This window comes from Mycobacteroides chelonae CCUG 47445 (genome assembly GCF_001632805.1).
GTDB classification, from domain to species: domain Bacteria; phylum Actinomycetota; class Actinomycetes; order Mycobacteriales; family Mycobacteriaceae; genus Mycobacterium; species Mycobacterium chelonae.
In genome coordinates this window covers 3,948,646-3,974,343 of record NZ_CP007220.1, presented here as the reverse complement: position 1 = coordinate 3,974,343, position 25,698 = coordinate 3,948,646, and the positions used below count along the sequence as shown (strand labels likewise).

At 64.0% G+C, this 25,698-nt stretch carries 24 protein-coding genes; 16 read left to right on the top strand and 8 right to left on the bottom strand.

The genetic code is table 11. The features are described from left to right. The first annotated feature begins 1 nt into the window (after position 1). On the top strand, positions 2 to 298 hold the full coding sequence (locus tag BB28_RS19445; RefSeq protein ID WP_046254696.1) for a hypothetical protein: 297 nt from the start codon (positions 2 to 4) through the stop codon (positions 296 to 298). Here the strand turns inward: BB28_RS19445 and BB28_RS19440 are convergent. Beyond that, positions 295 to 1,050, bottom strand: coding sequence for a TetR/AcrR family transcriptional regulator (locus BB28_RS19440; protein WP_030096642.1), 756 nt, complete (start codon positions 1,048 to 1,050; stop codon positions 295 to 297). The two genes, BB28_RS19445 and BB28_RS19440, sit on opposite strands and share 4 nt — an antisense overlap. A 49-nt stretch (positions 1,051 to 1,099) precedes the next feature. Here BB28_RS19440 and BB28_RS19435 point away from each other — a divergent pair, with 49 nt between their 5' ends. The 7 genes from BB28_RS19435 to BB28_RS19405 all read left to right on the top strand — a co-directional run bounded on the left by BB28_RS19435 (position 1,100) and on the right by BB28_RS19405 (position 14,541). After that, the gene (locus BB28_RS19435; protein ID WP_046254695.1) at positions 1,100 to 2,593 is read left to right on the top strand and encodes a carotenoid oxygenase family protein; all 1,494 of its coding nucleotides are present in this window, start codon (positions 1,100 to 1,102) and stop codon (positions 2,591 to 2,593) included. Between the two features lie 4 nt (positions 2,594 to 2,597). Continuing rightward, on the top strand, positions 2,598 to 3,149 hold the full coding sequence (locus tag BB28_RS24730) for a nitroreductase family deazaflavin-dependent oxidoreductase (protein ID WP_052740288.1): 552 nt from the start codon (positions 2,598 to 2,600) through the stop codon (positions 3,147 to 3,149). A gap of 52 nt (positions 3,150 to 3,201) precedes the next feature. Further along, entirely contained in the window at positions 3,202 to 3,798 is a 597-nt protein-coding gene (locus BB28_RS19425; RefSeq protein WP_030096645.1) for a DUF4126 domain-containing protein, read from the top strand. Positions 3,799 to 3,879: 81 nt separating this feature from the next. Continuing rightward, positions 3,880 to 5,250 (top strand): MFS transporter, encoded by a 1,371-nt coding sequence (locus BB28_RS19420; RefSeq protein WP_046254694.1) that lies wholly within the window; start codon positions 3,880 to 3,882, stop codon positions 5,248 to 5,250. A 203-nt stretch (positions 5,251 to 5,453) separates the two neighbouring features. Continuing rightward, positions 5,454 to 6,581: an ABC transporter ATP-binding protein gene (locus BB28_RS19415; RefSeq protein ID WP_030096647.1), complete on the top strand. Its 1,128-nt coding sequence runs from the start codon at positions 5,454 to 5,456 to the stop codon at positions 6,579 to 6,581. A 461-nt stretch (positions 6,582 to 7,042) separates the two neighbouring features. Continuing rightward, positions 7,043 to 10,558, top strand: coding sequence for a DNA-directed RNA polymerase subunit beta (rpoB, locus tag BB28_RS19410; protein WP_109365426.1), 3,516 nt, complete (start codon positions 7,043 to 7,045; stop codon positions 10,556 to 10,558). A gap of 35 nt (positions 10,559 to 10,593) precedes the next feature. Continuing rightward, positions 10,594 to 14,541, top strand: a complete 3,948-nt coding sequence (locus BB28_RS19405; protein WP_046254693.1) for a DNA-directed RNA polymerase subunit beta' — start codon at positions 10,594 to 10,596, stop codon at positions 14,539 to 14,541. A gap of 28 nt (positions 14,542 to 14,569) precedes the next feature. Here the strand turns inward: BB28_RS19405 and BB28_RS19400 are convergent, their stop codons facing one another. Continuing rightward, a complete protein-coding gene (locus BB28_RS19400; protein WP_046254692.1) occupies positions 14,570 to 14,995 on the bottom strand; it encodes a hypothetical protein in 426 nt (141 codons plus the stop codon). 136 nt (positions 14,996 to 15,131) lie between these two features. Here BB28_RS19400 and BB28_RS19395 point away from each other — a divergent pair, with 136 nt between their 5' ends. Beyond that, positions 15,132 to 16,535, top strand: coding sequence for an amino acid permease (locus tag BB28_RS19395; protein WP_046254691.1), 1,404 nt, complete (start codon positions 15,132 to 15,134; stop codon positions 16,533 to 16,535). Here the strand turns inward: BB28_RS19395 and BB28_RS19390 are convergent. From BB28_RS19390 to BB28_RS19375, 4 genes are read right to left on the bottom strand one after another with little or no spacing between them, the layout of a single operon-like run. Next, complete coding sequence (locus BB28_RS19390; protein ID WP_046254690.1) at positions 16,532 to 16,822, bottom strand: DUF1905 domain-containing protein; 291 nt, start codon at positions 16,820 to 16,822, stop codon at positions 16,532 to 16,534. The two genes, BB28_RS19395 and BB28_RS19390, sit on opposite strands and share 4 nt — an antisense overlap. A 5-nt stretch (positions 16,823 to 16,827) precedes the next feature. Further along, positions 16,828 to 17,313 carry an SRPBCC family protein gene (locus BB28_RS19385; RefSeq protein ID WP_046254689.1) on the bottom strand — a complete coding sequence of 162 codons (486 nt, stop codon included), beginning with the start codon at positions 17,311 to 17,313 and terminating at the stop codon, positions 16,828 to 16,830. Positions 17,314 to 17,316: 3 nt separating this feature from the next. Beyond that, positions 17,317 to 17,673 (bottom strand): ArsR/SmtB family transcription factor, encoded by a 357-nt coding sequence (locus BB28_RS19380; RefSeq protein ID WP_046254688.1) that lies wholly within the window; start codon positions 17,671 to 17,673, stop codon positions 17,317 to 17,319. A gap of 55 nt (positions 17,674 to 17,728) precedes the next feature. Next, on the bottom strand, positions 17,729 to 18,433 hold the full coding sequence (locus BB28_RS19375) for a hypothetical protein (RefSeq protein WP_046254687.1): 705 nt from the start codon (positions 18,431 to 18,433) through the stop codon (positions 17,729 to 17,731). Positions 18,434 to 18,519: 86 nt separating this feature from the next. Here BB28_RS19375 and BB28_RS19370 point away from each other — a divergent pair, with 86 nt between their 5' ends. From BB28_RS19370 to BB28_RS19345, 6 genes are all read left to right on the top strand, one after another. After that, positions 18,520 to 20,154 (top strand): acyl-CoA dehydrogenase family protein, encoded by a 1,635-nt coding sequence (locus tag BB28_RS19370; protein ID WP_046254686.1) that lies wholly within the window; start codon positions 18,520 to 18,522, stop codon positions 20,152 to 20,154. Between the two features lie 21 nt (positions 20,155 to 20,175). Next, the gene (locus tag BB28_RS19365; protein ID WP_044105293.1) at positions 20,176 to 21,063 is read left to right on the top strand and encodes a crotonase/enoyl-CoA hydratase family protein; all 888 of its coding nucleotides are present in this window, start codon (positions 20,176 to 20,178) and stop codon (positions 21,061 to 21,063) included. Positions 21,064 to 21,065: 2 nt separating this feature from the next. Beyond that, positions 21,066 to 21,809: a PaaX family transcriptional regulator C-terminal domain-containing protein gene (locus BB28_RS19360; RefSeq protein WP_046254685.1), complete on the top strand. Its 744-nt coding sequence runs from the start codon at positions 21,066 to 21,068 to the stop codon at positions 21,807 to 21,809. Further along, complete coding sequence (locus BB28_RS19355) at positions 21,806 to 22,573, top strand: crotonase/enoyl-CoA hydratase family protein (protein ID WP_046254684.1); 768 nt, start codon at positions 21,806 to 21,808, stop codon at positions 22,571 to 22,573. The genes BB28_RS19360 and BB28_RS19355 overlap by 4 nt, the downstream gene beginning before the upstream one ends. A 74-nt stretch (positions 22,574 to 22,647) precedes the next feature. Next, positions 22,648 to 23,208 carry a DUF3558 family protein gene (locus BB28_RS19350; RefSeq protein WP_046254683.1) on the top strand — a complete coding sequence of 187 codons (561 nt, stop codon included), beginning with the start codon at positions 22,648 to 22,650 and terminating at the stop codon, positions 23,206 to 23,208. Continuing rightward, positions 23,205 to 23,747, top strand: a complete 543-nt coding sequence (locus BB28_RS19345) for a DUF3558 domain-containing protein (protein WP_046254682.1) — start codon at positions 23,205 to 23,207, stop codon at positions 23,745 to 23,747. Before BB28_RS19350 ends, BB28_RS19345 begins: the two co-directional genes overlap by 4 nt. Positions 23,748 to 23,754: 7 nt before the next feature. Here BB28_RS19345 and BB28_RS19340 read toward each other — a convergent pair whose 3' ends face one another. Both BB28_RS19340 and BB28_RS19335 read right to left on the bottom strand, forming a co-directional pair. Further along, a complete protein-coding gene (locus BB28_RS19340; protein WP_046254681.1) occupies positions 23,755 to 24,195 on the bottom strand; it encodes a DUF3060 domain-containing protein in 441 nt (146 codons plus the stop codon). Between the two features lie 38 nt (positions 24,196 to 24,233). Beyond that, complete coding sequence (locus BB28_RS19335) at positions 24,234 to 24,647, bottom strand: DUF3060 domain-containing protein (protein ID WP_052740400.1); 414 nt, start codon at positions 24,645 to 24,647, stop codon at positions 24,234 to 24,236. A gap of 176 nt (positions 24,648 to 24,823) precedes the next feature. Here BB28_RS19335 and BB28_RS19330 point away from each other — a divergent pair, with 176 nt between their 5' ends. After that, positions 24,824 to 25,432, top strand: coding sequence for a TetR/AcrR family transcriptional regulator (locus BB28_RS19330; protein WP_030096664.1), 609 nt, complete (start codon positions 24,824 to 24,826; stop codon positions 25,430 to 25,432). Positions 25,433 to 25,698 lie beyond the last annotated feature (266 nt).

The following is a 25,698-nucleotide window of genomic DNA, read 5'->3' as shown; positions in this document are numbered from 1 at the left end:
GGTGGCCATCTACCTGTTGATCGCCCTGGGTGCTCTGTTGCTGCTCCTGCTGGTGGTTCGTGCCCGGCGTCGACGTGCGCCGGAGGTGGCCGGACCCGCAGCACGAACGAAGACGCGCACCGATGACGAACTGCGCAGGCAACTGCTGGTGCGTCTGGCCCGGGATATGCGCGCTCCAGCCGCAAGGGCCGTCCGCACCGTGGCAGCGCTGCGGGATATCACAGCGCCGTTTCCGGCGGCGCCCGCAATCCCTACGGCCGAGGGGGAACCGGATGAGGTGTCCTGGGCGCCCCTCTAGATCAGCGCGGCAATCCGGGTGGCGGCGGTAGTGGCCGAACTGTTCACCTGTTCGGGGGAGTCGCCCAGCGCGATAAGCAGATCCGTGGTCATGGAGCCCAGCACCGGGCCAACGGCCTCACCGTTCTCGCCCCAGAACCCGGCCAGCTCCAGCATGACGAACCCGTGCATGACGGTCCAGAACTTGGCCGCGGTCGCGGCGACCTTCGCGGCATCGTCGGGGGAGCCGTCGATCCGGCCCGCGGCCATCGAACGTTGCACACTGCGATAGAGCTGCGTGGCGCTGGCGTGCTGTGGCGTCAGGTGCACGGTGTTGAACATGTTCCGGCTGGGCGCGTTGATGCCGTGCGCGCTGGTGACGCCGAACATCAGCCGGTACATGTGGGGGTGGTCGATGGCGAACTGGCGGTAGACCATGCCCGTCACCATGAAATCGGCGATGGGGTCGTCGGTCTGGGGTACGTCGGCCTGCGCACCGGAAAACTGACGTAGACCTTCCTCGGCCACCTCCGCGATGAGCTCGCGCATGCCGCCGAAGTAGGTGTAGACCGCCATGGTGGAGGTGCCCGCGGCCGCGGCGATCTTGCGAGTCTGCAGTGCATCGGGCCCCTGTTCGTTCAGAAGCCGTACGGCCGCTGCGACGAGATCGACCCGGGGATTGCGGGCGACGGCCCGGTCGTTTCCCTGACTGTTTCGCGGAATGGATGAGCTCATTGTCTTGCCATGTTCGCACAACCGGAGTAGGTTCACCATAACGGCGTAATAACAATGTTATGCCAGCCAGTCAGCCCTGGAGGACACGATGACCGCCACAGTCCAGCCCACCACCACGGAGAGCGTGTATCTGACCGGAGTCTGGGAACCGGTTCAGCAGGAAGTGACCAGTACCGACCTATTGGTCGAGGGGACCATTCCGGACTATCTGGACGGGCGCTACCTGCGCAACGGCCCCAACCCCGCCGCCGAGGTGGACCCCGCGACCTATCACCTGTTCAGCGGCGATGCGATGGTGCACGGCCTATCGCTCCGGGATGGGAAGGCGCAGTGGTATCGCAACCGCTGGGTGCGTACCGCGGCGGTACGCAAGGCTCTCGGTGAGCCGACGGTCGCTGCCGGCAGCTCGGCCGGCACATCGTTGATCGGGCCCAACACCAATGCGCTCAGTCATGCGGGCCGCACGCTGGCGTTGGTGGAGGGCGGTATCGCCAACTACGAGCTCAGCGACGAGCTCGACACAGTGGGGCCCTGTGACTTCCAGGGGACTCTGCATGGGGGCTACACCGCGCACCCGAAGATCGATCCCGACACCGGCGAAATGCATGCGGTGTCATACTCTTTCGCCCGCGGTAACACCGTTCAATACTCGGTCATCGATACCTCGGGACGGGCCCGCCGTACGGTCGACGTCAAAGTCCAGGGTTCCCCGATGATGCACGACTTCACGCTCACCGAGAAGTACGTCGTCTTCTACGACCTGCCGGTCACCCTCGATACCGCGATGATCACCAAATCGGTACCGATGCCGCCGATTCTGCGTAAGCCCGCCCAGTTGGTCATGCAATCCCTGATAGGCAAGGTCAAGATCCCGGGTCCGATCGCGGCCAGGGCAAGTCAGCTGTCCGGTAAGTCTCCATCCATTCCCTACTCGTGGAATCCCAAGTACCCAGCCAGAATTGGTGTGATGCCGCGTGAGGGTGGCAATGCGGACGTGCGCTGGTTCGAGATCGAGCCGTGCTACGTCTTCCACCCGCTCAACGGGTACTCCGAGATGCGTGACGGTCAGGAAGTTGTGGTGATCGATTTGGTCCGCTATGACTCCATGTTCTCGGCCGATGTACTCGGCCCCAGCGATGCGCGAGGCCTGCTTGACCGTTGGGTCATCAACTTGACCAAGGGCACCGTCACTATGGAACGCCGAGATGACCGCCATCTCGAGTTCCCCCGCATCAACGAGGAGCTGACCGGCAAGAAGCACCGCTACGGATACCTGCCCTGCATCGCGGGGGCATTCGAGTCCGACGGCAAGGTAGACGGCAGCCTGGTCAAGTTCGATTACCAGACGGGCACCGACAGCCGGACCACCCTTGATTCGCTTGCGGTGGGTGAGATGTCGTTTGTGCCGAATCCGTCGGGAACCGCCGAGGACGACGGTGTGCTCGTCGGGTTTGGTCTGAGCGCCGGGACGTCGCAGGGCAAGTTCGTGGTCCTGGACGCACAGACGCTGGAACTCGCGGCGACGGTCGACCTGCCGCAGCGTGTTCCGGCGGGCTTCCACGGCAACTGGGCTCCCCGCTGAGATCATGGACGGCCCGCTGCCGGAGTCGTTGCGCTACACGGACGGACGGTACGTCTTCGAGCGAAGGCCGGGGCTGGACACGACCAAGGCGCCGCTGGCTGAGCGCCGCCGATTCGCCGGTGCGTTACATGCGATGCACCGGCCATGGTTCGCGATCCGAGTGCCGCGCGGAGTCGGCGTACTGACCACCATCGGAAGAAAATCGGGGAGTCCACGCGTCACCTATGTCAAAGCGGTGCGCGACGGGAACAGGGCCTACTTGGCTGCGATTACCGGCCGGCACACCCTGTGGGTCAAGAACATTCAGGCCAACCCGTCGGTGAGTCTGGGGCTCACCGACGGGACGTACACCGGATCCGCTCGGGTGATAGCGCCCGGCGATCCGGTGTACGAGGCGGCTCGCGAGCGATTCTGTGGTGTCGTACACCCCTTCGACTACCTCGAGAATGTGTTTCACCGCAAGGGGTTGCCCTCGCGCCGCAGGATTGTCGAATTGCACCGCGCCTGGTTCGAGGGCGGGACGCCACTGGTGGTCGATCTCGACACACGAGCGTGACGGCACGGGGGAAATCGCACCTGAAACCGCGTGACGGCGTCACACTCGTGACATGGAGATCACCTCGGCCATCAGTGCCATCCTCGGGGCATTTGGGCTGTCGGGTGCTGCCGGGCTGAATGCCTGGCTGCCGCTGCTCGCGGTGGGCGCCGCCGACAGGCTCGGGTGGATCGAACTCGGCCCCTCGTATGGCTGGCTGTCCTCCACCCCGGCGCTCATCGTCCTCGCGGTGATCTTTGTGCTCGATCTCATAGGCGACAAGATTCCGGCCCTGGACTCGGTCCTGCATGCGGTCGGCACGTTCATCGCGCCGGCGTCGGGGGCCATTTTGTTCACCGCCGAGACAAGTCTTTCCTCGCATCTGCCACCGGCGGTGGCCGCGATTCTCGGGGCCATCACCGCCGGCAGCGTCCACGCCAGCCGGACAGTCGCACGCCCTTTCGTCACCGGCACCACTGCGGGAGTGGGGAATCCACTGGTCTCGACCGCCGAGGACGGTACCTCGCTGGTCTTGACCATCCTCGCGCTCGCACTGCCCATTCTCGCGTTTGTCGTGGTGCTGGTGCTCATGGTCGCGCTCGGCTGGTTGACCTTCCGGGCGATTCGATGGGCGCGCGGCAAGCGCAGAACCGGCACCGCCAGCCCGTAGGTAGCCCTTGCGATAACGGCTATCGCAGGACGAATGTGGCTGGGGCTCATAGAGTGATGGGGACGAGAGAATGAAGGTGACATGAATCTGGCCGTTCGGCACGTCTTTATCGCTTGCGCCGCACTACTCGTAGCGCGGCTGACCATGCTGGACCACGGTCTGGCGGCGGTGTGGGGAGTAGACCGGGGTGACGATGCCCTCGGCACGATCGAGTGGGCGACCGTCGCGGGTGACGTCGTGGCAGTGGTGACATTGCTTGTGTTCGCCCGACTGGGCAATCACATTCGCCCGACGACCTTCCTGGCGGCGGGCCTGGTGATCCTTGGGCTGTCGACAGCCGGATCGTTGATACCGGGGTCGGCGACGCTACTTGCCTGGGTGATGCTGGTTTCGGCACTGGGTGCGGGTCTGACCATGGTGGCGTCCATGCTGATCGTCCTACATTCGACCCCCAGAAAGGGCCGGGGCCTGTCCCTGGGCTTCTGGGTGGCGATGTACCCGGTGGCGATGCTGGCGGGCGAGGTCCTGGACATCAACTCACCGCAGAACTGGCGCCCGATCACCTACGGAATTCTTGCGGCAACCGTCGTGGTGCAGATCGTGGTGCTCACCCAGCCGCACCGTGAGTTCGTCGGCACCTTCGACACCTTCGACCTTGTCGGCGCCCTGCTGTGGCTGGTCGGGGTGTCCGCGCTGGCCTGGCTGCTGATCGACGAGGCGTCGCCGGTGCGCGCGGTAATCCTCGCGATCATCGCGTTGGCAGCCTTCGGTGCGCTCTTCGCGCAGACCCGCCGCCGCGGCTCGGCGGCCTTGATCGCGGCCGAGGTGCTCACCCGGCCGGTGGTACTGGCAGCACTGCTGGCGATCACCGTGCTCACGTTCCTGGTGCGGTTCGCCGACTTCGACCACGCGGCGATGTGGTGGTCGCTCGATCGTGAGCAGGCGCCTTCGGATACGCCGGCGTTCGCACTCTTTGCCTCCGGACTGGTCTTGGCGCCGGCTGCCGGATATCTCATCGATACGGGCAAGCGCACCCTCATCGCGGCTCTGGGCGTGGCACTGCTGGTGGCCGGAGTGGTGGCGATCGTGATCGAACTACGGTCCGCGACCACCGAGGGTGGATTGGTGCTGGGCCTGCTGCTGTCGGGGGCCGGCATCGCGACGCTGGCCGTCTATCTTTTCTACGCGGTCTTCCACGGGGTCTCGCCGGTGCAGCTGACGGTTGTCGGAGGCTTGGCCGTCACGGCATCCGCGCTGGGGGTCGTTCTCGGTGAGTTCGTTCGGCAGCGTGCGGAGATCGATCTGCTGACCGGATATGGCCTCACCCATCCGAGCGTCTTCGCCGATATCGTCGGGCTGATCGTCGTGCTCATCGCCCTGCTGGCTGGGGCGCTGCTCATCGTGGAGCGTCGGCGCCATGGTGTGCCGGATAGGGAGTCCGCGGACAAGTAGTCGGCAAGGCCTCGAGGACGGACTCGCGCGTGTTTCCGGCGCAGCGCGTACTAAACGCGTAGTGGCTGGTTATCACAGTTAGCCAGTCGGCGGACTCGTATGGACGCAAACGCGATGCAGCTCCTGGGCATACGCTAAAGTGATCCGAACCACAGCCTGGCCGGGTTGGTGGCGAAGTGTGCGTGTTGCGGAAGGATCGCCTGGTGGGTGCAGAAGTCTCCGTCGAGGGTTTGACCAAGTCCTTTGGTTCACAACGAATCTGGGGGAACGTCAGCCTGTCCCTGCCGCCGGGTGAGGTCAGCGTGCTGCTGGGGCCCTCCGGTACCGGCAAGTCCGTCTTCCTGAAGTCGCTGATCGGTCTGCTGCGCCCCGAGCAGGGCGCCATCTACATCGACGGCACCAACATCATGGAGTGCTCGTCCAAGGAGCTCTACGAGATCCGCAAGTTGTTCGGCGTGATGTTCCAGGACGGCGCGCTGTTCGGCTCGATGAACCTGTACGACAACACCGCCTTCCCCTTGCGTGAGCACACCAAGAAGAAGGAATCCGAGATCCGCGACATCGTCATGCAGAAGCTTGACGTCGTGGGTCTCACCGGTCACGAGACCAAGTTCCCCGGTGAGATCTCCGGCGGTATGCGCAAACGTGCCGGCCTGGCCCGCTCGCTGGTGCTGGACCCGCAGATCATCCTCTGTGACGAGCCGGACTCCGGCTTGGACCCGGTGCGTACCGCCTACCTGTCGCAGCTGCTCATCGACATCAATGCGCAGATCGACGCCACGATCCTGATCGTGACGCACAACATCAACATCGCCCGCACGGTGCCGGACAACATGGGCATGCTGTACCGCCGTGAGCTCGTCATGTTCGGCCCCCGTGAGGTGCTGTTGACCAGCGATGAGCCGGTGATCAAGCAGTTCCTGAACGGCCGTCGTATCGGTCCGATCGGTATGTCCGAGGAAAAGGACGAGGCCACCATGGCCGAGGAGCAGGCGCACCTGGACGCCGGACACCACGACGGTGGTGTCGAGGAGATCGAAGGCGTGCCGCCGCAGATCCAGGCCACCCCGGGTATGCCCGAGCGGGCGGCGGTCGGTCGCCGCCAGGCGCGGGTGCGCGAGATCATGCACCAGTTGCCGCCGAATGCTCAGGCCGCGATCCAGGACAGCTTCGCCGGGACCCACCAGTACGCCGTGCACAACTTCGGCGACGAACCCACCCGCGCCACCACCGCGACGCTGGCGCCCCCGCATGCCGAAGAGCCCACTCAGAGCATCAACACGAGCGACGACGACGCTCCCACGGGCCAGATCCCGCCCGTACGCGGGTAGTAGCGACCCGGCGAATGCCGGGTTGATCGAGTGAGTGCTCGCCGTTGAGCGGGGGAGAGCGCGACGGCCACATCGTGGTGGTGCGTGGCAGGCCGCTCATGTGACACCGCCGTCGTTGCCGAAGGCATACCGCATGCAGGTCATTGCGGTCTTTTGCCTGCGCCCGGTATGCGCTCGGCGTTGCGGAGAAAGAAACGCCGAAAATACTGGCGCTATCTCTTGACGGGCGGCGTGCGACGAGTCACTCTGTTTGGCAGCACGGACGTATGCGAATGCAGTGAGGCCGCCAGCCAGCACTGATCCGCGTAATTGACCGGGCAGTTGAAGGCTGCGCGATAGTACGCTATTGTTAGACGTTGCGCTGGCTGCCTCCTGCCCACCTTCCCTCGCCACGACGGTGTTGATTCGTGTTGTGATCGATCGGGTGTGTGTTTGGTCGTTGCTTGCGCAAAACATCGCAGATGCGCGGCAACACTGGAGGACCGATCTTGGCAGTCTCTCGCCAGACTAAGACCGATAACGCAACTACTAACTCCGTACCTGGGGCCCCTAGCCGACTTTCCTTCGCCAAGCTGCGTGAACCGCTCGCGGTTCCCGGCCTGCTGGATGTGCAGACGGATTCCTTTGAATGGCTGGTTGGCTCACCCCGGTGGCGTGAAGTTGCAACTGCTCGCGGTGAGGTGAACCCGACCGGCGGCCTTGAGGAGATCCTCACGGAGCTTTCGCCGATCGAGGACTTCTCGGGCTCGATGTCGCTGTCTTTCAGCGACCCGCGCTTCGACGAGGTCAAGGCGCCCGTCGACGAGTGCAAAGACAAGGACATGACGTACGCGGCTCCGCTGTTCGTCACGGCCGAGTTCATCAACAACAACACCGGCGAGATCAAGAGCCAGACGGTCTTCATGGGTGATTTCCCGATGATGACCGAGATGGGCACCTTCATCATCAACGGCACCGAGCGCGTGGTCGTGTCGCAGCTCGTCCGTTCGCCGGGTGTCTACTTCGACGAGAACATCGATAAGTCGACCGAGAAGACCCTGCACAGCGTCAAGGTCATCCCCGGCCGTGGTGCATGGCTCGAGTTCGATGTCGACAAGCGCGACACCGTGGGTGTGCGCATCGATCGCAAGCGTCGTCAGCCCGTCACCGTGCTGCTGAAGGCACTCGGCTGGACCAACGAGCAGATCGTCGAGCGTTTCGGGTTCTCCGAGATCATGATGGGGACCCTGGAGAAGGACAACATCGCCGGTCCCGACGAGGCGCTGCTGGACATCTACCGCAAGCTGCGTCCGGGCGAGCCGCCGACCAAGGAGTCCGCGCAGGCCCTGCTGGAGAACCTGTTCTTCAAGGAGAAGCGTTACGACCTGGCCCGCGTGGGTCGGTACAAGGTGAACAAGAAGCTGGGTCTTGGCGGTGCCAACCCGGCTCTGGTGACTGCCACCACGCTCACCGAGGAAGACGTCGTCGCCACCATCGAGTACCTGGTGCGTCTGCACGAGGGCCAGACCACGATGACCGCCCCCGGCGGCCTCGAGGTCCCCGTCGAGGTCGACGACATCGATCACTTCGGTAACCGTCGTCTGCGTACTGTCGGCGAGCTGATCCAGAACCAGATCCGGGTCGGCCTGTCGCGTATGGAGCGCGTCGTGCGCGAGCGCATGACCACTCAGGACGTCGAGGCGATCACTCCGCAGACCCTGATCAACATCCGTCCCGTCGTGGCGGCGATCAAGGAGTTCTTCGGAACCAGCCAGCTGTCGCAGTTCATGGACCAGAACAACCCGCTGTCGGGTCTGACCCACAAGCGTCGTCTGTCGGCGCTGGGCCCCGGTGGTCTGACTCGTGACCGCGCCGGCCTTGAGGTCCGCGACGTGCACCCCTCGCACTACGGCCGCATGTGCCCGATCGAGACCCCGGAAGGCCCGAACATCGGTCTGATCGGTTCGCTGTCGGTGTACGCGCGGGTCAACCCGTTCGGCTTCATCGAGACGCCGTACCGCAAGGTGTCCGAGGGTGTCGTCACCGACGAGATCCACTACCTGACCGCCGACGAAGAGGACCGCCACGTGGTGGCGCAGGCCAACTCGCCTGTGGATGCCGACGGCCGCTTCACCGAGGACAAGATCCTGGTCCGCCGTAAGGGTGGCGAGGTCGAGTTCGTCTCGGCGACCGAGGTGGACTACATGGACGTCTCGCCGCGCCAGATGGTGTCGGTCGCGACCGCCATGATCCCGTTCCTCGAGCACGACGACGCCAACCGTGCCCTCATGGGTGCCAACATGCAGCGCCAGGCGGTTCCGCTGGTGCGCAGCGAGGCCCCGCTGGTCGGTACCGGTATGGAGCTGCGTGCCGCCATCGACGCCGGCGACGTCGTCGTCGCGGAGAAGGCCGGTGTCATCGAAGAGGTGTCCGCCGACTACGTCACCGTGATGGCCGACGACGGCACCCGCCAGAGCTACCGGTTGCGCAAGTTCGCCCGTTCCAACCACGGCACCTGCGCCAACCAGAAGCCCATCGTGGACGAAGGCCAGCGGGTCGAGGTCGGTCAGGTCATCGCCGACGGTCCTTGCACCGAGAACGGCGAAATGGCCCTCGGTAAGAACCTGCTCGTGGCTGTCATGCCGTGGGAAGGCCACAACTACGAGGACGCCATCATCCTGTCCAACCGTCTGGTGGAAGAGGACGTGCTCACCTCGATTCACATCGAAGAGCACGAAATCGATGCGCGCGACACCAAGCTGGGCGCTGAGGAGATCACCCGGGACATCCCGAACGTCTCCGATGAGGTGCTGGCAGATCTCGACGAGCGCGGCATCGTTCGCATCGGCGCCGAGGTCCGCGACGGCGACATCCTCGTCGGCAAGGTCACCCCGAAGGGTGAAACCGAGCTGACCCCCGAGGAGCGCCTGCTGCGTGCCATCTTCGGTGAGAAGGCCCGCGAGGTTCGCGACACCTCCCTCAAGGTGCCGCACGGTGAGTCCGGCAAGGTCATCGGCATCCGCGTCTTCTCGCGTGATGACGACGACGACCTGCCCGCCGGCGTGAACGAGCTCGTTCGCGTGTACGTCGCGCAGAAGCGCAAGATCTCCGACGGTGACAAGCTGGCCGGACGCCACGGCAACAAGGGCGTCATCGGCAAGATCCTGCCCGTCGAGGACATGCCGTTCCTGCCCGATGGCACCCCGGTGGACATCATCCTGAACACCCACGGTGTGCCGCGTCGTATGAACATCGGCCAGATCCTGGAGACCCACCTGGGGTGGGTGGCCAAGACCGGCTGGAACATCGAGGGCAACCCCGAGTGGGCGCAGAACCTCCCCGAGGATCTGCAGTCGGCCCCGGCCGACACCCGCACGGCCACCCCGGTGTTCGACGGCGCCCGCGAGGAGGAGCTGACCGGACTGCTGTCCTCGACGCTGCCCAACCGGGACGGCGAGGTCATGGTGGACGGTGACGGCAAGGCACGGCTGTTCGACGGCCGTAGCGGTGAGCCGTTCCCGTACCCGGTGACCGTCGGCTACATGTACATCCTGAAGCTGCACCACTTGGTCGACGACAAGATTCACGCGCGTTCGACCGGGCCGTACTCGATGATCACCCAGCAGCCGCTCGGTGGTAAGGCACAGTTCGGTGGTCAGCGATTCGGTGAGATGGAGTGCTGGGCCATGCAGGCCTACGGTGCGGCGTACACGCTGCAGGAGCTGTTGACCATCAAGTCCGACGACACCGTCGGTCGCGTGAAGGTCTACGAGGCGATCGTCAAGGGCGAGAACATCCCCGAGCCGGGTATCCCGGAGTCGTTCAAGGTTCTGCTCAAGGAACTCCAGTCGCTGTGCCTGAACGTGGAGGTGCTGTCCAAGGACGGCGCCGCCATCGAAATGCGCGACGGCGACGACGAGGACCTGGAGCGCGCTGCCGCGAACCTGGGAATCAACTTGTCCCGCAACGAATCTGCGTCCATTGAGGACTTCGCCTAACCGATTTCTATCCCGCAAGGGGAAAGGGAGTTTACGTGCTGGACGTCAACTTCTTCGATGAACTCCGTATCGGCCTCGCGTCGGCGGATGACATCCGTAACTGGTCCTTCGGCGAAGTCAAGAAGCCGGAGACCATCAACTACCGCACGCTCAAGCCCGAGAAGGACGGCCTGTTCTGCGAGAAGATCTTCGGACCTACTCGCGACTGGGAGTGCTACTGCGGCAAGTACAAGCGCGTGCGCTTCAAGGGCATCATCTGTGAGCGCTGCGGCGTCGAGGTGACTCGCGCCAAGGTGCGCCGTGAGCGGATGGGCCACATCGAACTGGCCGCCCCGGTCACGCACATCTGGTACTTCAAGGGTGTTCCGTCGCGTCTCGGATACCTGCTCGACCTGGCGCCGAAGGATCTGGAAAAGATCATCTACTTCGCCGCTTACGTCATCACCGCCGTCGACGACGAGCTGCGTCACAACGAGCTCTCGACGCTCGAGGCCGAGATGGAGGTCGAGAAGAAGGCCGTCGCCGATCAGCGCGACGCCGACCTGGAGGCCCGCGCCCAGAAGCTCGAGGCCGACCTGGCCGAGCTCGAGGCCGAGGGTGCCAAATCCGATGTGCGCCGCAAGGTGCGCGACGGTGGCGAGCGCGAGATGCGTCAGCTGCGCGATCGGTCCCAGCGTGAGCTGGACCGGCTCGACGAGATCTGGACCACCTTCACCAAGCTGGCTCCCAAGCAGCTGATCGTGGACGAGGTGCTCTACCGCGAGCTGGTGGACCGTTACGGCGAGTACTTCACCGGTGCCATGGGTGCCGAGGCCGTGCAGAAGCTCATTCAGACCTTCGATCTCGATGCCGAGGCCGAGAACCTGCGCGAGACCATCCGCAGCGGCAAGGGACAGAAGAAGCTTCGTGCCCTCAAGCGCCTGAAGGTGGTGGCTGCGTTCCAAAACTCCACCAACAGCCCCGGCGGCATGGTGCTCGACGCGGTACCGGTGATCCCGCCGGAGCTGCGTCCGATGGTTCAGCTCGACGGTGGCCGTTTCGCGACCTCCGACCTCAACGACCTGTACCGCCGCGTGATCAACCGCAACAACCGCCTCAAGCGACTGATCGATCTGGGTGCGCCCGAGATCATCGTCAACAACGAGAAGCGGATGCTGCAGGAGTCCGTGGATGCGCTGTTCGACAACGGCCGTCGTGGACGTCCGGTCACCGGACCGGGTAACCGTCCGCTGAAGTCGCTGTCGGATCTGCTCGAGGGTAAGCAGGGTCGGTTCCGCCAGAACCTGCTCGGTAAGCGCGTCGACTACTCGGGCCGTTCGGTCATCGTGGTCGGCCCGCAGCTCAAGCTGCACCAGTGCGGTCTGCCCAAGCTGATGGCTCTGGAGCTGTTCAAGCCGTTCGTGATGAAGCGACTGGTCGACCTGAACCACGCGCAGAACATCAAGAGCGCCAAGCGCATGGTGGAGCGTCAGCGCGCTCAGGTGTGGGATGTCCTCGAAGAGGTCATCGCCGAGCACCCGGTGCTGCTGAACCGCGCACCAACGCTGCACCGCCTGGGTATCCAGGCCTTCGAGCCGCAGCTGGTGGAAGGCAAGGCAATTCAGCTGCACCCGCTGGTGTGTGAGGCGTTCAACGCCGACTTCGACGGTGACCAGATGGCCGTGCACCTGCCGCTGTCGGCGGAGGCGCAGGCAGAGGCTCGCATCCTGATGCTGTCCTCGAACAACATCCTGTCGCCCGCGTCGGGCCGCCCGCTGGCCATGCCGCGTCTGGACATGGTGACCGGTCTGTACTTCCTGACCACCGAGGTCCCCGGCGATACCGGTGCGCATGCCCCGGCCGCCAAGGACCAGCCGGAGACAGGTGTGTACAGCTCGCCCGCCGAGGCCATCATGGCCCTGGACCGTGGCGCGCTGAGCGTGCGTGCACCGATCCGGGTACGGCTGACGCAGCAGCGTCCGCCGGCCGAGGTTGAGGCCGAGCTGTTCGAAAATGGTTGGCAGCCAGGCGATGCCTGGGTCGCCGAGACCACGCTGGGCCGCGTGCTGTTCAACGAACTGCTGCCCCACGGGTACCCGTTCGTGAACAAGCAGATGCACAAGAAGGTGCAGTCGGCGATCATCAACGATCTCGCCGAGCGGTTCCCGATGATCGTGGTTGCTCAGACCGTCGACAAGCTCAAGGACGCCGGTTTCCACTGGGCCACGCGCTCGGGTGTCACGGTCTCGATGGCCGACGTGCTGGTGCCGCCGCAGAAGGCGGAGATCCTGGACCGCTACGAGAAGGAAGCGGAGCGGATCGAAAAGCAGTACCAGCGTGGTGCTTTGAACAACCAGGAGCGTCGCGACGCGCTGGTCAAGATCTGGCAGGAAGCCACCGACGAGGTCGGTAAGGCGCTGGAGGAGCACTACCCGGCTGACAACCCGATCACCTTGCTGCCCAAGTCCGGCGCGACCGGAAACATGACCCAGGTGCGCAACCTGGCGGGCATGAAGGGTCTGGTGACCAACCCGAAGGGTGAGTACATCCCGCGGCCGATCAAGTCCTCGTTCCGTGAGGGCCTGACCGTTCTGGAGTACTTCATCAACACGCACGGTGCCCGTAAGGGTCTGGCGGACACCGCGCTTCGTACCGCTGACTCGGGTTACCTGACCCGTCGTCTGGTGGACGTCTCGCAGGACGTCATCGTCCGCGAGCACGACTGCGGTACCGAGCGTGGCATCAACGTGACCATCGCCGAGAAGCAGGACGACGGCACGCTGATCCGCGACGCGCACATCGAAACCTCTGCGTACGCACGGACTCTCGCCGCTGACGCGGTGGATGCCGATGGCAACGTGCTGGTGGAGCGTGGACACGACCTGGGTGACCCGGCGATCGAGAAGCTTCTCGCCGCGGGTGTCACCACGGTCAAGGTGCGGTCGGTGCTCACCTGCACCACCGGTACCGGGGTCTGCGCGATGTGCTACGGCCGCTCGATGGCAACCGGCAAGCTCGTCGACATCGGTGAGGCGGCGGGCATCGTGGCCGCACAGTCCATCGGTGAGCCCGGTACCCAGCTGACCATGCGTACCTTCCACCAGGGTGGCGTCGGTGACGACATCACCGGTGGTCTGCCGCGTGTCACCGAGCTGTTCGAGGCGCGAGTTCCTAAGGGCAAGGCACCAATTGCCGATGTCACCGGACGGGTTCGCCTGGAAGAGGGCGAGCGCTTCTACAAGATCACCATCATCCCGGATGACGGTGGCGAGGAAGTTGTCTACGACAAGCTCTCCAAGCGTCAGCGCCTGCGTGTCTTCAAGCACGAGGATGGTTCGGAGCGTCCGCTGGCCGATGGCGACCACGTCGAGGTCGGACAGCAGCTCATGGAGGGTGCGGCCGATCCGCACGAGGTGCTCCGCGTCATGGGGCCGCGTCAGGTGCAGGTGCACCTGGTCAACGAGGTCCAGGAGGTGTACCGCAGCCAGGGTGTGTCGATCCACGACAAGCACATCGAGGTCATCGTGCGCCAGATGCTGCGTCGCGTGACGATCATCGACTCGGGCGCAACGGAATTCCTGCCCGGCTCGCTCACCGAGCGTGGCGAGTTCGAGACCGCGAACCGTCGCGTGGTGGCCGAGGGCAACGAGCCCGCGGCCGGCCGTCCGGTGCTGATGGGTATCACCAAGGCATCGCTGGCCACCGATTCGTGGCTGTCGGCGGCGTCCTTCCAGGAGACCACTCGCGTGCTGACCGATGCGGCTATCAACTGCCGCAGCGACAGACTGAATGGTCTGAAGGAGAACGTCATCATCGGTAAGTTGATCCCGGCTGGTACCGGTATCAACCGTTACCGCAATATCTCGGTGCAGCCGACCGAAGAGGCGCGGGCCGCCGCGTACACGATCCCGTCGTACGAGGATCAGTACTACAGCCCCGACTTCGGTTCCAACACCGGTGCTGCGGTGCCGCTGGACGACTACGGATACAGCGACTACCGCTAGATCGCAAGCAGGAGAAAGGCCCCCGGGGTTACACCCCGGGGGCCTTTCCCTTTCGCCTCGCGGCGATCCACGCGCGCCGCAAGGCACTCCCGGCCACGACAACGAGAACCACGGGTGCGATGAGCCATTCGAGGAACGCGTCGATCGCGATGATCGGGCCGAGTACCGGGCACTGGTCGCGGAACTCTGCATAGAAGTACCCCTGCACCGCGGTGAGAGTCGCCAGGCTTACCCAAAAGAGCGCCCAGGATCGACTGACCGCGAGCCCCGGGCCGTTCGAATTGCACACGCCGAACGTGGTGATGCCCATCAGGACAGCCACAATGGTTGCGGTGCCGTAGACGATCCACCAGCGACACACGTCCAGACCGAGTTGTCCGGCGACGATCATGAACGGAAGTACCGCGGCGAATATCGGTAATGCCACGCGTCCGATGAACTGTTGGTTGAGCATGCCAGAAGCCTATGTACGTAAGAGAAGTCGGTTCAGCGCATAAATACCTAGCCAGGCCACGCAATTCCACGCGAGTTGTGGACGGTGTGTCCGGGTTTCCCGTGCAATAACTGTCTGCTCACGCAATGATGTTCCGATGACCGTTGCCAATTCCGAATCCGAGACGCCCGACGCCGGTTACTCACGCGGCCTATCCGCACGCACGGTGCAGATGATCGCAATCGGCGGTGCGATCGGCACCGGCCTGTTCTATGGCGCCGGTGGTGCCATAGAGAAGGCTGGTCCGGCGCTCATCTTGGCGTACCTGGTGGCAGGTCTGGCCATCTTCGTGATCATGCGGGCACTCGGTGAACTGCTGGTCTATCGGCCGGTGTCGGGCAGCATCTCCGAGTACGCCGAAGAGTTCATGGGGCGCTTCGCCGGATTCGCCAACGGTTGGACGTACTGGGCGGTGTGGGCCACTACATGTATGGCGGAGATTACCGTCGCCGGGGTCTACATCCAGCGGTGGTGGCCCGGCATCCCGCAGTGGGTCACCGCTCTGGCTGTTCTGCTGATCCTGTTCGCGGCCAACCTGATATCGGTGAAGATCTTCGGCGAGGCCGAGTTCTGGTTCTCGATGATCAAGGTGACGGCGATCGTCGGCATGATCATCATCGGTATCGGTGTACTGCTTCCCATTGCGGGCCTTGGACCGGAATCGGGCCCCACCGTCGCCAATCTGTGGAACGACGGCGGGTTCTTCCCGACCGGATTCAGCCAAGCGCTATTGAGCTTGCAGATCGTTGTGTTCGCCTACGTCGGTGTTGAGCTCGTGGGTGTGACGGCAGGGGAAGCCGAGAACCCGAAAGTCACCCTGCGCAAGGCGATTAACACCCTTCCGTTCCGCATCGGGCTCTTCTACGTGGGTGCGCTGATCGTCATCCTGTCGATTCAGGGCTGGCGGAACTACCACAAGGGCGAGAGCCCCTTCGTCGCCGTATTCGAGTACCTGAACATTCCGCAGGCGGCGAACATCGTGAACTTCATCTTGCTGACGGCCGCCCTGTCCTCCTGCAACTCGGGCATCTACTCCACGGGCAGGATGGTGCGCAGCCTGGCGCAACGTGGCGATGCCCCGGTGGGTCTGCAGTCGCTGAGCTCACGGCACGTCCCGATGTTGGCCATCTGCTTCTCCGCACTGGCCATGGGCATTGGCGTATTCGTCAACTGGCTGTCGCCGGACAAGGCGTTCGCCTACATCACGTCGGTATCGACCATCGGCATCATCTTCGTGTGGGGCTCGATCCTAGTGTCCCACTTGATTTACCGGAAGCGGGTCGCGGCCGGCGAGCTGCCTGCCTCAGATTACCGGCTGCCGGGTGCGCCGGTGACGAACATCTTGGCGCTGGCGTTCCTTGCACTGGTCGTGGTGCTGCTGTTCTTCACGGAGGACGGCCGAACCGCGATCCTGGTGGGCCTGGTGTGGTTCGCGATCGTGGTGCTCGGATACTTCGTACACCACGGAGAGCCGGCACAGCGCGAGAAACAAGACGCCTAAGCGCGGTCGGTATCGAGCCTTACCTCGACACGCACCGTGTCCCCGGGCCCCTTGCCCAGCTGTTTCTGAATGTCCTTGCGCACCCCGAGCAGGTGTCTGCCGCCGTACGGTGCCAGCGAGCCTGTGTAGGTCACCGAGCCGTCGAACATGGCGCGCACCGGCACCCTGGCCTTGACGCCGAAGGTGTCGACGGCGGAGAACGGGAACTCGACGTAGGCGCCGGGGCCCTCGGGTTGCTGGATCGTCGCCTCGAAGGTGATGGCGCCGGGGTCGCGGTAGTGCACCATGGCGCTTACGAACCGACGAGGTCGTCGATCTGGTTGATCGCCGACGATGCACCTTCGATGACGCCCATGTCCAGTACGTGTTGCAGTGCCTCGGCAGTCTCAAACGTGCTGACGTAGGTCGCCAGGGTGCGGCCGTCCTTTTCGACGAAGGTGTAGAGGTTCGTCGAGACCGGCATGTTGTCAACCGGATTCAGTTCTTCGTCAGAGAAGCCATCCCTGAACGCGAAGCTGTTCGGTTCATCGATTGCCGTGAGCTCCCACCAGCCCGCATACCGTGCGCCATCCGGTCCGGTCATGTAGTAGTTCACACGGCCGCCCGGCGTGAAGTTGTGGTCGACGAACGTGGCTGGATAGCTTGGTGGGCCCCATACCTTTTCGAGTTGACGCGGGTCGGCGTAGATCTGCCAGATCCTGCTGATCGGTGCTTCGAACTCCGCGTCGATGGTGATGGTCAGGGTATCGATATCGTGAGTGACGTTGGTGACGGGCATGATTCAGTCCTTACCTGGTGTCTCGAGCGTCGGTGATGGGTATGCAATGAGCTCGTCGATGCGGGCGATCCTGCCGCGCCAGAACTGCTCAAGCTCGGTGAGCATGGTGCCGACCGAACGAACTGCTTCCATATCGCCGCTGGCCAGCTGTTCGCGGCCGTTGCGCCTTTTTGTCAGCAGCCCGGACTTCTCCAGCACGGCGACGTGCTTTTGCACTGCGGCGAAACTCATGTCGTAGTTCGCCGCAAGTGTCGAGACCGAGTGCTCGCCGGCCAACACTCGCCGCAGGATGTCGCGTCGGGTGCGGTCGGAGAGTGCATGGAACATGGCGTCCGCCCTGTCCTCATCCGAGTCGGTCACGAACTCCAATTTACAACCATTTGGTTGTATGTCAAGGGTGTGATGGCGGCGGGTGTCACGAGAACGGTCGAATCACGTCATATCGACTGGTGGCTACGGTGTCAATATTGGTATGGGCTCCAAAGGCTTTGACGCTCTCCAGCATGGCCATCGCACGTTGGCTCAGCTGTTGTTGATCCGTGGCGCCGTACCAGGCCAGTGGGTCGGTGAGGGCTGCCGGAGGGAACTGTTCGAAGACGACTGCCGAGATCGCGGGTGCGTCGGCGGTGACGGCGCGTACGACCAGGTTCTGTTCGTAGCCGATGGTCGACTGCAGCTCGAGTGCGTTGTGGGTATGCACACCCTGCCACTGCTGGCGCCAGGTGTCGAAGGGCATATCGGCGGGCCTGCGCAGCAATGCGATGTTAGTGAAACCTGTTGACCGCGATCCCGGTTCGGGCTCAGGAGCTGGCAGCGGCACCGACTCCGTCACCAGATATCCGTGCGCATTGGCCGATGCTGCGGCGAGGATTGTCTCGATCTCCCGTATCGCCGGACCGTATGACTGCTGAACCCACACGCTGACGGCGGCGGCGAAGGGCGGGTCCAGGGTTACCAGACGCAGGCTCGCGGCACGCACTGCGGCGTCATGCACACACACGGTCATGCCGTGCACGCCTGTGGCCCGGATTTTGTCGACAACGGTCGTGCGTAGCTGCTCGGACCACTCATCGGTGGCGGCGTCGGATGGTTGGCGCAGTACGAAGACGACCTTCTCCACGCTCTTCTTTCTAGCGCACGAGAGGCCCACGGAACGGCATGTGAACAGATCTTGTGCGATTGTCGCAGAAATGTAACACTGCATGCATGGCCGATACGCATGTCGTCACCAACCAGGTCCCCGCCCTGCGCGACTACAACGCCGCGACCAGTCCCGTGCTGATGGAAGCCCTCATTCGAGAAGGCGGTCAGTGGGGTGTCGACGAGGTTGTCGAGGTCGGTGCTCTCAACGGCGCCGACCGCATGCAGCGCGCCGGCGAGTTGGCGAACCGGAACCGTCCGGTGCTGCACACTCACGACCGTTGGGGTCATCGCGTCGACGAAATCGAGTTCGACCCGGCATATCACGAGCTCATGCGGGAAGCAGTCGCTCACGGACTACATGGGGCACCGTGGGCAGACGACCGGCCGGGCGCCCACGTCGTGCGCGCCGCGAAGACCGGCGTATGGACTGCCGATCCAGGCCACATGTGTCCCATCTCGATGACCTACGCAGTGATACCGGCTCTGCGTGCCAATCCCGAGCTGGCGGCCATCTACGAGCCGCTGTTGTCCAGTCGCGTCTACGACCCGGTGCTTTCGGTACCCACCACCAAGGCGGGGCTGACCGCGGGTATGTCCATGACCGAGAAGCAGGGCGGCTCGGATGTGCGCGCAGGCACCACCACGGCCACGTCGAACGCCGATGGCAGCTACACGCTGGTGGGGCACAAGTGGTTCACCTCGGCGCCGATGTGCGATGTGTTCCTGGTGCTCGCCCAGGCGCCCGGCGGCCTGTCATGTTTCTTCCTGCCGCGGATACTGCCGGATGGCACCCGCAACCGGATGCGGTTGCAGCGCTTGAAGGACAAGCTCGGCAACCATTCCAACGCATCCTCGGAGGTCGAGTACGACGACGCCACGGCATGGCTCGTCGGTGAGGAAGGCAAGGGCGTCAAGACCATCATCGAGATGGTGAACATGACCCGGCTGGACTGCACCCTGGGATCGGCCACCAGCATGCGCGCCGGTGTGGCGCTGGCCATGCACCATGCTCAGCATCGGAAGGCCTTCGGTGAGTACCTCATCGATCAGCCACTCATGCGCAACGTGCTCGCGGACCTCGCCATCGAAGCGGAGGCCGCCACCATGGTCGCGATGCGGATGGCGGGTGCCACGGACCGCGCCACCCGCGGTGACGAGACCGAGTCCCTGTTACGCCGTATCGGCTTGGCCGCCAGCAAGTATTGGGTGTGTAAGCGGGCGACCCCACATGCCGGTGAGGCGATGGAATGTCTGGGTGGCAACGGGTACGTCGAGGATTCAGGACTGCCGCGTCTTTATCGTGAAGCACCGCTGATGGGAATCTGGGAAGGCTCGGGGAACGTCAGCGCCCTGGACACGTTGCGCGCCATGGCCACCAAGCCCGAATGCATCGAGGTGCTGTTCAAGGAGCTTGCGCTCGCCCAGGGCCAGGACGAACGGCTGGACCGTCATATCAACGGATTGCATTCGCAGCTCGGTGATCTGGACTCGGTCACCTACCGTGCCCGCAAAGTCGCCGAGGACATCTGCCTCGCGCTGCAGGGGGCGCTGCTGGTCCGCCATGGTCATCCGGCGGTCGCACAGGCATTCCTGGCGACCCGGCTTGCCGGTGACTGGGGTGGTGCGTTCGGCACGCTCCCCACCGGACTGGACCTTTCGCCCATCCTGGAGCGGGCGACCGTCAAGTCGGGTAGCTAGCCGGTGGACACACTCAAGACGATGACCTACGAGGTCACCGACCGCGTCGCGCGCATTACCTTTAACCGGCCCGAACAGGGCAACGCCATCATTGCCGAGACCCCACTGGAACTGGCGGCACTTGTGGAGCGTGCCGACCTGGATCCGCAGGTTCACGTCATCCTGGTGTCGGGCAGGGGAGACGGATTCTGCGGGGGCTTCGACCTCAGTGCCTATGCTGAGGCGAACGATGAAGGCACGGCGCAGTATTCAGGCACCGCACTAGATGGTGAGGTGCAGCTGCGCAACCACTTGCCGAACATCAACTGGGACCCCATGCTCGACTACCAGATGATGAGCCGGTTCACCCGCGGCTTCTCCTCGCTGTTGCACGCCAACAAGCCGACCGTGGTGAAGGTGCACGGGTATTGCGTGGCCGGTGGTACCGACATCGCCTTGCATGCCGACCAGTTGATCGTCGCTGCCGATGCCAAGATCGGGTACCCGCCCACCCGGGTATGGGGTGTACCGGCCACCGGGCTGTGGGCGCACAAGCTCGGCGATCAGCGGGCGAAACGCCTTATGCTGACCGGAGATTGTCTGTCGGGTAAGCAGGCATACGAGTGGGGTTTGGCGGTCGAGGCGCCGGAGCCCGATGATCTGGACGAGCGCACCGAGCGATTGGTGGCGCGGATCGCCGCAATGCCGTTGAACCAGTTGATGATGGTCAAGCTCGCATGCAACTCCGTGCTCATCAACCAGGGCATTGCCAATAGCGCCATGGTGGGCACCGTCTTCGACGGTATATCCCGGCACACCGCGGAGGCCCACGCGTTCACGTTCGATGCCATGACGAACGGTTACCGGCAAGCGGTCCGGCATCGTGACGAGCCCTTCGGTGATTACGGCCGCAGGCCCACCGATCTGTAGCGATGACTAACCCGGTCGAGCATCACCCGATGACCGCGCGTTCGGTCATCCTGAGCCTGCTACTGGGCGCACACCCCGCGGAGCTATCTGTGCGCGAAATACGTTCACTGACAACCTTATTCGGAATCAGTGATACCACGGTAAGGGTGGCGCTGACTCGGATGGTCTCCGCGGGAGATCTTGCGCGAACCGACTCGGGATATCGGCTCGCCGAGCGGCTACAGGCCCGTCAGCTGCGGCAGGACGAGGCCTGCGATCCGCATCGACGCCCCTGGAACGGAGACTGGACACAGCTGGTGATCACCAGCGTGGGGCGCGATGCGCGTGACCGCAATGACCTGCGAACCACGTTGCGGCAAAGCCGTTTCGGAGAACTACGCGAGGGTGTGTGGCTGCGTCCGGACAATCTCGACATCGAGCTGTCGCCGTCGGTGACCAACCACGTCTGGGTGTTGCAGACCCGGACCGCGACCCCCGAGGCGTTGTCCGCTCAGCTGTGGGATCTGCCCGGGTGGTCGCTCTATGCGACTTCCCTGTTGCGGTGGTGGGATCAGGCCGAGGCAATTCCTGCGCGATTTGTGCTGGCTGCGGCGATGGTGCGGCACCTGCTCGCCGACCCGGTGCTGCCGGATGAGTTGTTGCCGACGGGCTGGCCGGCCGACGAAATACGTTCCCGTTACCGGGAGTTCAAGGATGAACTGGTGGCGCTGCGCGACAACGCCGAGACGGAGGAGGCTTCCCTGTGAGTGAGAATGCTGTTCGCGTGGAGAAGGCAGGATCGGTGACCACGGTCATTCTCAACCGTCCGCACGCGCGTAACGCCGTTGATGGCCCGACCGCCGCGGCGCTGCTCGCGGCGTTCGCCGAGTTCGACGCCGACCCGGCGGCGTCCGTGGCGGTGCTCTGGGGTGACGGCGGAACATTCTGTGCCGGAGCAGATCTCAAGGCAATGGGCACCGATCGTGGAAATGAACTGCACCCGCATGGCCCCGGTCCGATGGGCCCGTCACGGCTGCGGTTGTCCAAGCCGGTGATCGCTGCGATATCGGGGCATGCCGTCGCCGGTGGTATCGAGCTCGCGTTGTGGTGTGACCTTCGGGTGGTCGAGGAGGACGCCGTCCTGGGGGTGTTCTGCAGGCGCTGGGGCGTGCCGCTCATCGATGGCGGGACGATCAGATTGCCGCGGTTGATCGGGCACTCGCGTGCCATGGACCTCATCCTCACCGGGCGTCCCGTTGCCGCACCAGAGGCTCTGGAGATCGGCCTGGCCAATCGCGTGGTACCTCGTGGGCGGGCCCGCGCGGCCGCGGAGGCGTTGGCGGCGGAGATCGCGGCATTCCCTCAGCAATGTGTGCGGGCAGACCGCGATTCGGCGATCGCGCAGTGGGGGACGGCCGAGGACGCGGCATTGGACAACGAGTTCGGCAGCATCGAGCGGGTGGCGGCCGAGGCGCTGGAGGGAGCCGGCCGGTTCGCCGCGGGTGCCGGCCGCCACGGCGCCGGGGTCTGAGCTGTCTGAGCGGGGGTCGGTAGTAGTGCCGACACACTCAGACTTCAGCGAGACCCGCGGGATACGGACGTACTGTGGACACCGTGAGTGTGCGGATGGTTCCGGTATCGGCCCTGGTTGTTGCCGCGGTGGTGCTGGCTGGCTGCTCACCCCGGTCCTCCGGCGGTGACGACGACGGCGGATCTCCCGATGTGCAGGTGACCACGGTTCCCGAGGTGAACAATGGGCCCGGTAAGGGTTTCAAACTCGGCGACTGCGGTGGCATGACTGATGCGGAAGTCACTGCAGCGGTGGGTAACCCAGCGCTCAAGCGTGATGTGGACAGCCTGCTGGGCTGCCGGTGGTCCACCGGCCCGGGAACGGGAGACACGTCCTTGTCGCTGTACTGGTATCGGGGCAGCTCGGCGCAGAAGGAGGCGTCGGTCGCGCGAAACCTCGGACACACGGTGGAATCGGTGACCACCAAGTCCTATCCCGGTTACCGCGTGAGCAATGTCGGGTTGTGTGAGCTGTCTGCGGGATCCGGGCCTGATTTCCTGCATTGGTCCCTGCAATCGGGGGACGTCAAAAACGACCCGTGCAAAGCCGTCGAGACCCTGATGGACTCACTGCTCAGCAAGGTAGGCAAGCAATGAAAAGGATTGTCGGCGCGCTTGCCGCAGCGGCGCTGCTCCTCGTCGGCCCCACCGGGTGTGCGCGCACCGTCGACGGTTCCGCCGTCGCTCCGGGAGAGTCGCTGAACTCCAACGAGCGAGGCGAGAACGACAAGCTGGACCCCTATGGATTCGCCAACGGCCAGTGTGGTCCGCTCGATGAGAAGACGATCGTGGAGACCGTCAAGGCTGCCCAGATCTACCAGAATTTCTTTGGGGCACTGTGCTATTGGGTCGCAGCCGATGATGCGGGAAATCTCATCGACCTCTTGTACGCGTACTACGAGGGTGGTGACGTCGACCGCGATCGCACGTCTGCCGACGGCATGGGGCAAAAGACCGCCGACATTACGATCAACGGCCGCAAGGGGTTCACCAGCACGGGTCCCGGTGGGGGCTGTGGGGTAACGGTTCCGGCCGGTACCGGTTCGTTGACCTGGTGGGTTCAGTACCGCAAGGGGGGCGATAGTTGCGCGGCGGCTCGCCAACTAGTCGAACACATCGTGCAGACGGTGTTGTGAGTGGTGGCTAGGAAACCTTCTGAATGGTGTTGTTGCTTCCGTAGTTGTTGACCTTGGGCTCGCCCGTCTTGTAGGTCAGCTTGTTCCCGTAGCCGGTGACCGTCACTTCGGTCTTCAGCTCCTCGAACGTGACGGTGTTCGAGAAACCCGAGACGGTGACCTTGTCGCAGGTGCCGGTGATGGTGAGTGTGTTGTTGGCGCCCGTGATGTTCAGGCGCTTGCCCTCGTCGCAGGCGGCGGTCGTGGTTTGGCCGAAGTACCCGATCACCGTCTCATCCCCGATATCGACCTTGGCAGAGGTCGGTGTGGAGGGGCTGGACGCGGCCGAAGTGGACGGGGGAGTCCAGGTGCCGGGTGTCGGATTGCTCGAACCCGGTTTGATGGCACCGCAGCCTGTCAGCCCGAGGGCGACCAGAGCCAGGGCCAGGACCACATGATGGCGGGACATGACGTCGATTATCCGGAGTTTTGGATGACGGCAGGGGATCAGCCGGGAATGCGGTCGATGAAATTCATCATGCCCAGCTCACGCCCGCGATCGATGACCGCCGGTTCACCGGACTTGTAGAGGACCTTCTGGTTGAAGCCGTAGACAGTGATGTCGTTGACCACGTTGTCGGCGATGATCGTGTTGGAGGACCCCTGCACCGAGATGGCGTAGCAGCTGCCCAGAGCGGTGATGACGTTCTGCGACCCGTTCACAAAGACGGTCGAATCGCTGCAATCGATGGTGGTCACGAGCCCGTACTGGGTGATGTGGGTGTCCCCGTTTTTCACCAGGCGAATGTTGTCCGCGAGGTCCGAACGCCCCGCTGGCGAGCTCGTCAACGCGGCGATGCCGGCGGTCACCAGCACGGCGACCAGCGCTCGCTGCCCCACAGAAACTAGAACGTGTGTCATTTCAGCGTCCAGGTCACCCGATGAGAATAAGCCACCACGCGCCACGACAGACTCGATGGGCTGACAAACACAAAGGTGACGATGGGGGAGATAGGGTCATAGCAGGCCATCTGCTCCACCAGGCCGCACCAAAGAGCACTGCACTAGAACGACTCACCCCAGAAGGTGGACCACACGTGACGACCGAGCCCGCAACCGCGCACCGCAGAAACCCTGCGCGGGCAACACGGCTCAACCGCGACACGGTCATCAACGCCGCCTTGTCCTTCTTGGATCGGGCCGGCTGGGATGCACTGACGATCAACGCGTTGGCCGTCGAGCTCGGCACGAAGGGGCCGTCGCTCTATAACCACGTGGACAGCCTCGACGATCTGCGCCACGAGGTGCGCGACCGGGTGCTGGCCGAGATCGTGGGCATGCTGCATACCGTGAGCTCCGGGCGCACCAGCGAGGATGCGATCCTGGCGATGGCCGGCGCATACCGCAGTTACGCGCACCACCACCCCGGTAGATATGCCGCGCTGACCCGGATGCCGTTCCTGGACGCCGTGAACCGTCCGACCATCGACGCACGCGAACTGGCCAAGCCCGCGACCGAGGCCATCGGCGTCTATGGACTCAACGAGGACACCGCCTTCCATGCGGGCGTTGAGCTGTGGGCCGCGATGCACGGCTTCGTCATGTTGGAGATGACGGGCTTCATGGCGGGCATCGAGATGGACCCCGATATCGCGTTTACGGAGATGGTGCACCGCTTTGCGTCGGGTCTTGCCGAGCGCAAGTAGGCAAGTTGCCCGCGCATCGGTGAGTTGTCGATGACCTGCGCTTTGTCGCTGGTAGGCGAGTTTGTCTCACCGTGATCAGCCCTGGTATGGTAGGGCGCTGTGCCTGGCCGATGGCCACCACTGGGTTACCCAGCGGGGGTCAGATAGGGCGCCAGGTCAATTCGCATGCCCAGAGGGTGAAGGAGTTTTTCTTCGCGGCCGCGGTGCGTGCGACACGCCCGGCCTCGGGATACCGATACGGGCGAAAACCGCAGGACAACAGGGCC

Bases quoted from the DNA above. Each gene is read 5' to 3' on its own strand.
- BB28_RS19425 (WP_030096645.1), top strand. From the start codon at position 3,202: ATGGAGATCACCTCGGCCATCAGTGCCATCCTCGGGGCATTTGGGCTG.
- BB28_RS24730 (WP_052740288.1), top strand. From the start codon at position 2,598: ATGGACGGCCCGCTGCCGGAGTCGTTGCGCTACACGGACGGACGGTAC.
- rpoB (WP_109365426.1), top strand. From the start codon at position 7,043: ATGCGCGGCAACACTGGAGGACCGATCTTGGCAGTCTCTCGCCAGACT.
- BB28_RS19435 (WP_046254695.1), top strand. From the start codon at position 1,100: ATGACCGCCACAGTCCAGCCCACCACCACGGAGAGCGTGTATCTGACC.
- BB28_RS19400 (WP_046254692.1), bottom strand. From the start codon at position 14,995: ATGCTCAACCAACAGTTCATCGGACGCGTGGCATTACCGATATTCGCC.
- BB28_RS19440 (WP_030096642.1), bottom strand. From the start codon at position 1,050: ATGGTGAACCTACTCCGGTTGTGCGAACATGGCAAGACAATGAGCTCA.
- BB28_RS19395 (WP_046254691.1), top strand. From the start codon at position 15,132: ATGACCGTTGCCAATTCCGAATCCGAGACGCCCGACGCCGGTTACTCA.
- BB28_RS19360 (WP_046254685.1), top strand. From the start codon at position 21,066: ATGACTAACCCGGTCGAGCATCACCCGATGACCGCGCGTTCGGTCATC.
- BB28_RS19385 (WP_046254689.1), bottom strand. From the start codon at position 17,313: ATGCCCGTCACCAACGTCACTCACGATATCGATACCCTGACCATCACC.
- BB28_RS19335 (WP_052740400.1), bottom strand. From the start codon at position 24,647: ATGACACACGTTCTAGTTTCTGTGGGGCAGCGAGCGCTGGTCGCCGTG.
- BB28_RS19370 (WP_046254686.1), top strand. From the start codon at position 18,520: ATGGCCGATACGCATGTCGTCACCAACCAGGTCCCCGCCCTGCGCGAC.
- BB28_RS19365 (WP_044105293.1), top strand. From the start codon at position 20,176: ATGACCTACGAGGTCACCGACCGCGTCGCGCGCATTACCTTTAACCGG.
- BB28_RS19340 (WP_046254681.1), bottom strand. From the start codon at position 24,195: ATGTCCCGCCATCATGTGGTCCTGGCCCTGGCTCTGGTCGCCCTCGGG.
- BB28_RS19390 (WP_046254690.1), bottom strand. From the start codon at position 16,822: ATGGTGCACTACCGCGACCCCGGCGCCATCACCTTCGAGGCGACGATC.
- BB28_RS19420 (WP_046254694.1), top strand. From the start codon at position 3,880: ATGAATCTGGCCGTTCGGCACGTCTTTATCGCTTGCGCCGCACTACTC.
- BB28_RS19345 (WP_046254682.1), top strand. From the start codon at position 23,205: ATGAAAAGGATTGTCGGCGCGCTTGCCGCAGCGGCGCTGCTCCTCGTC.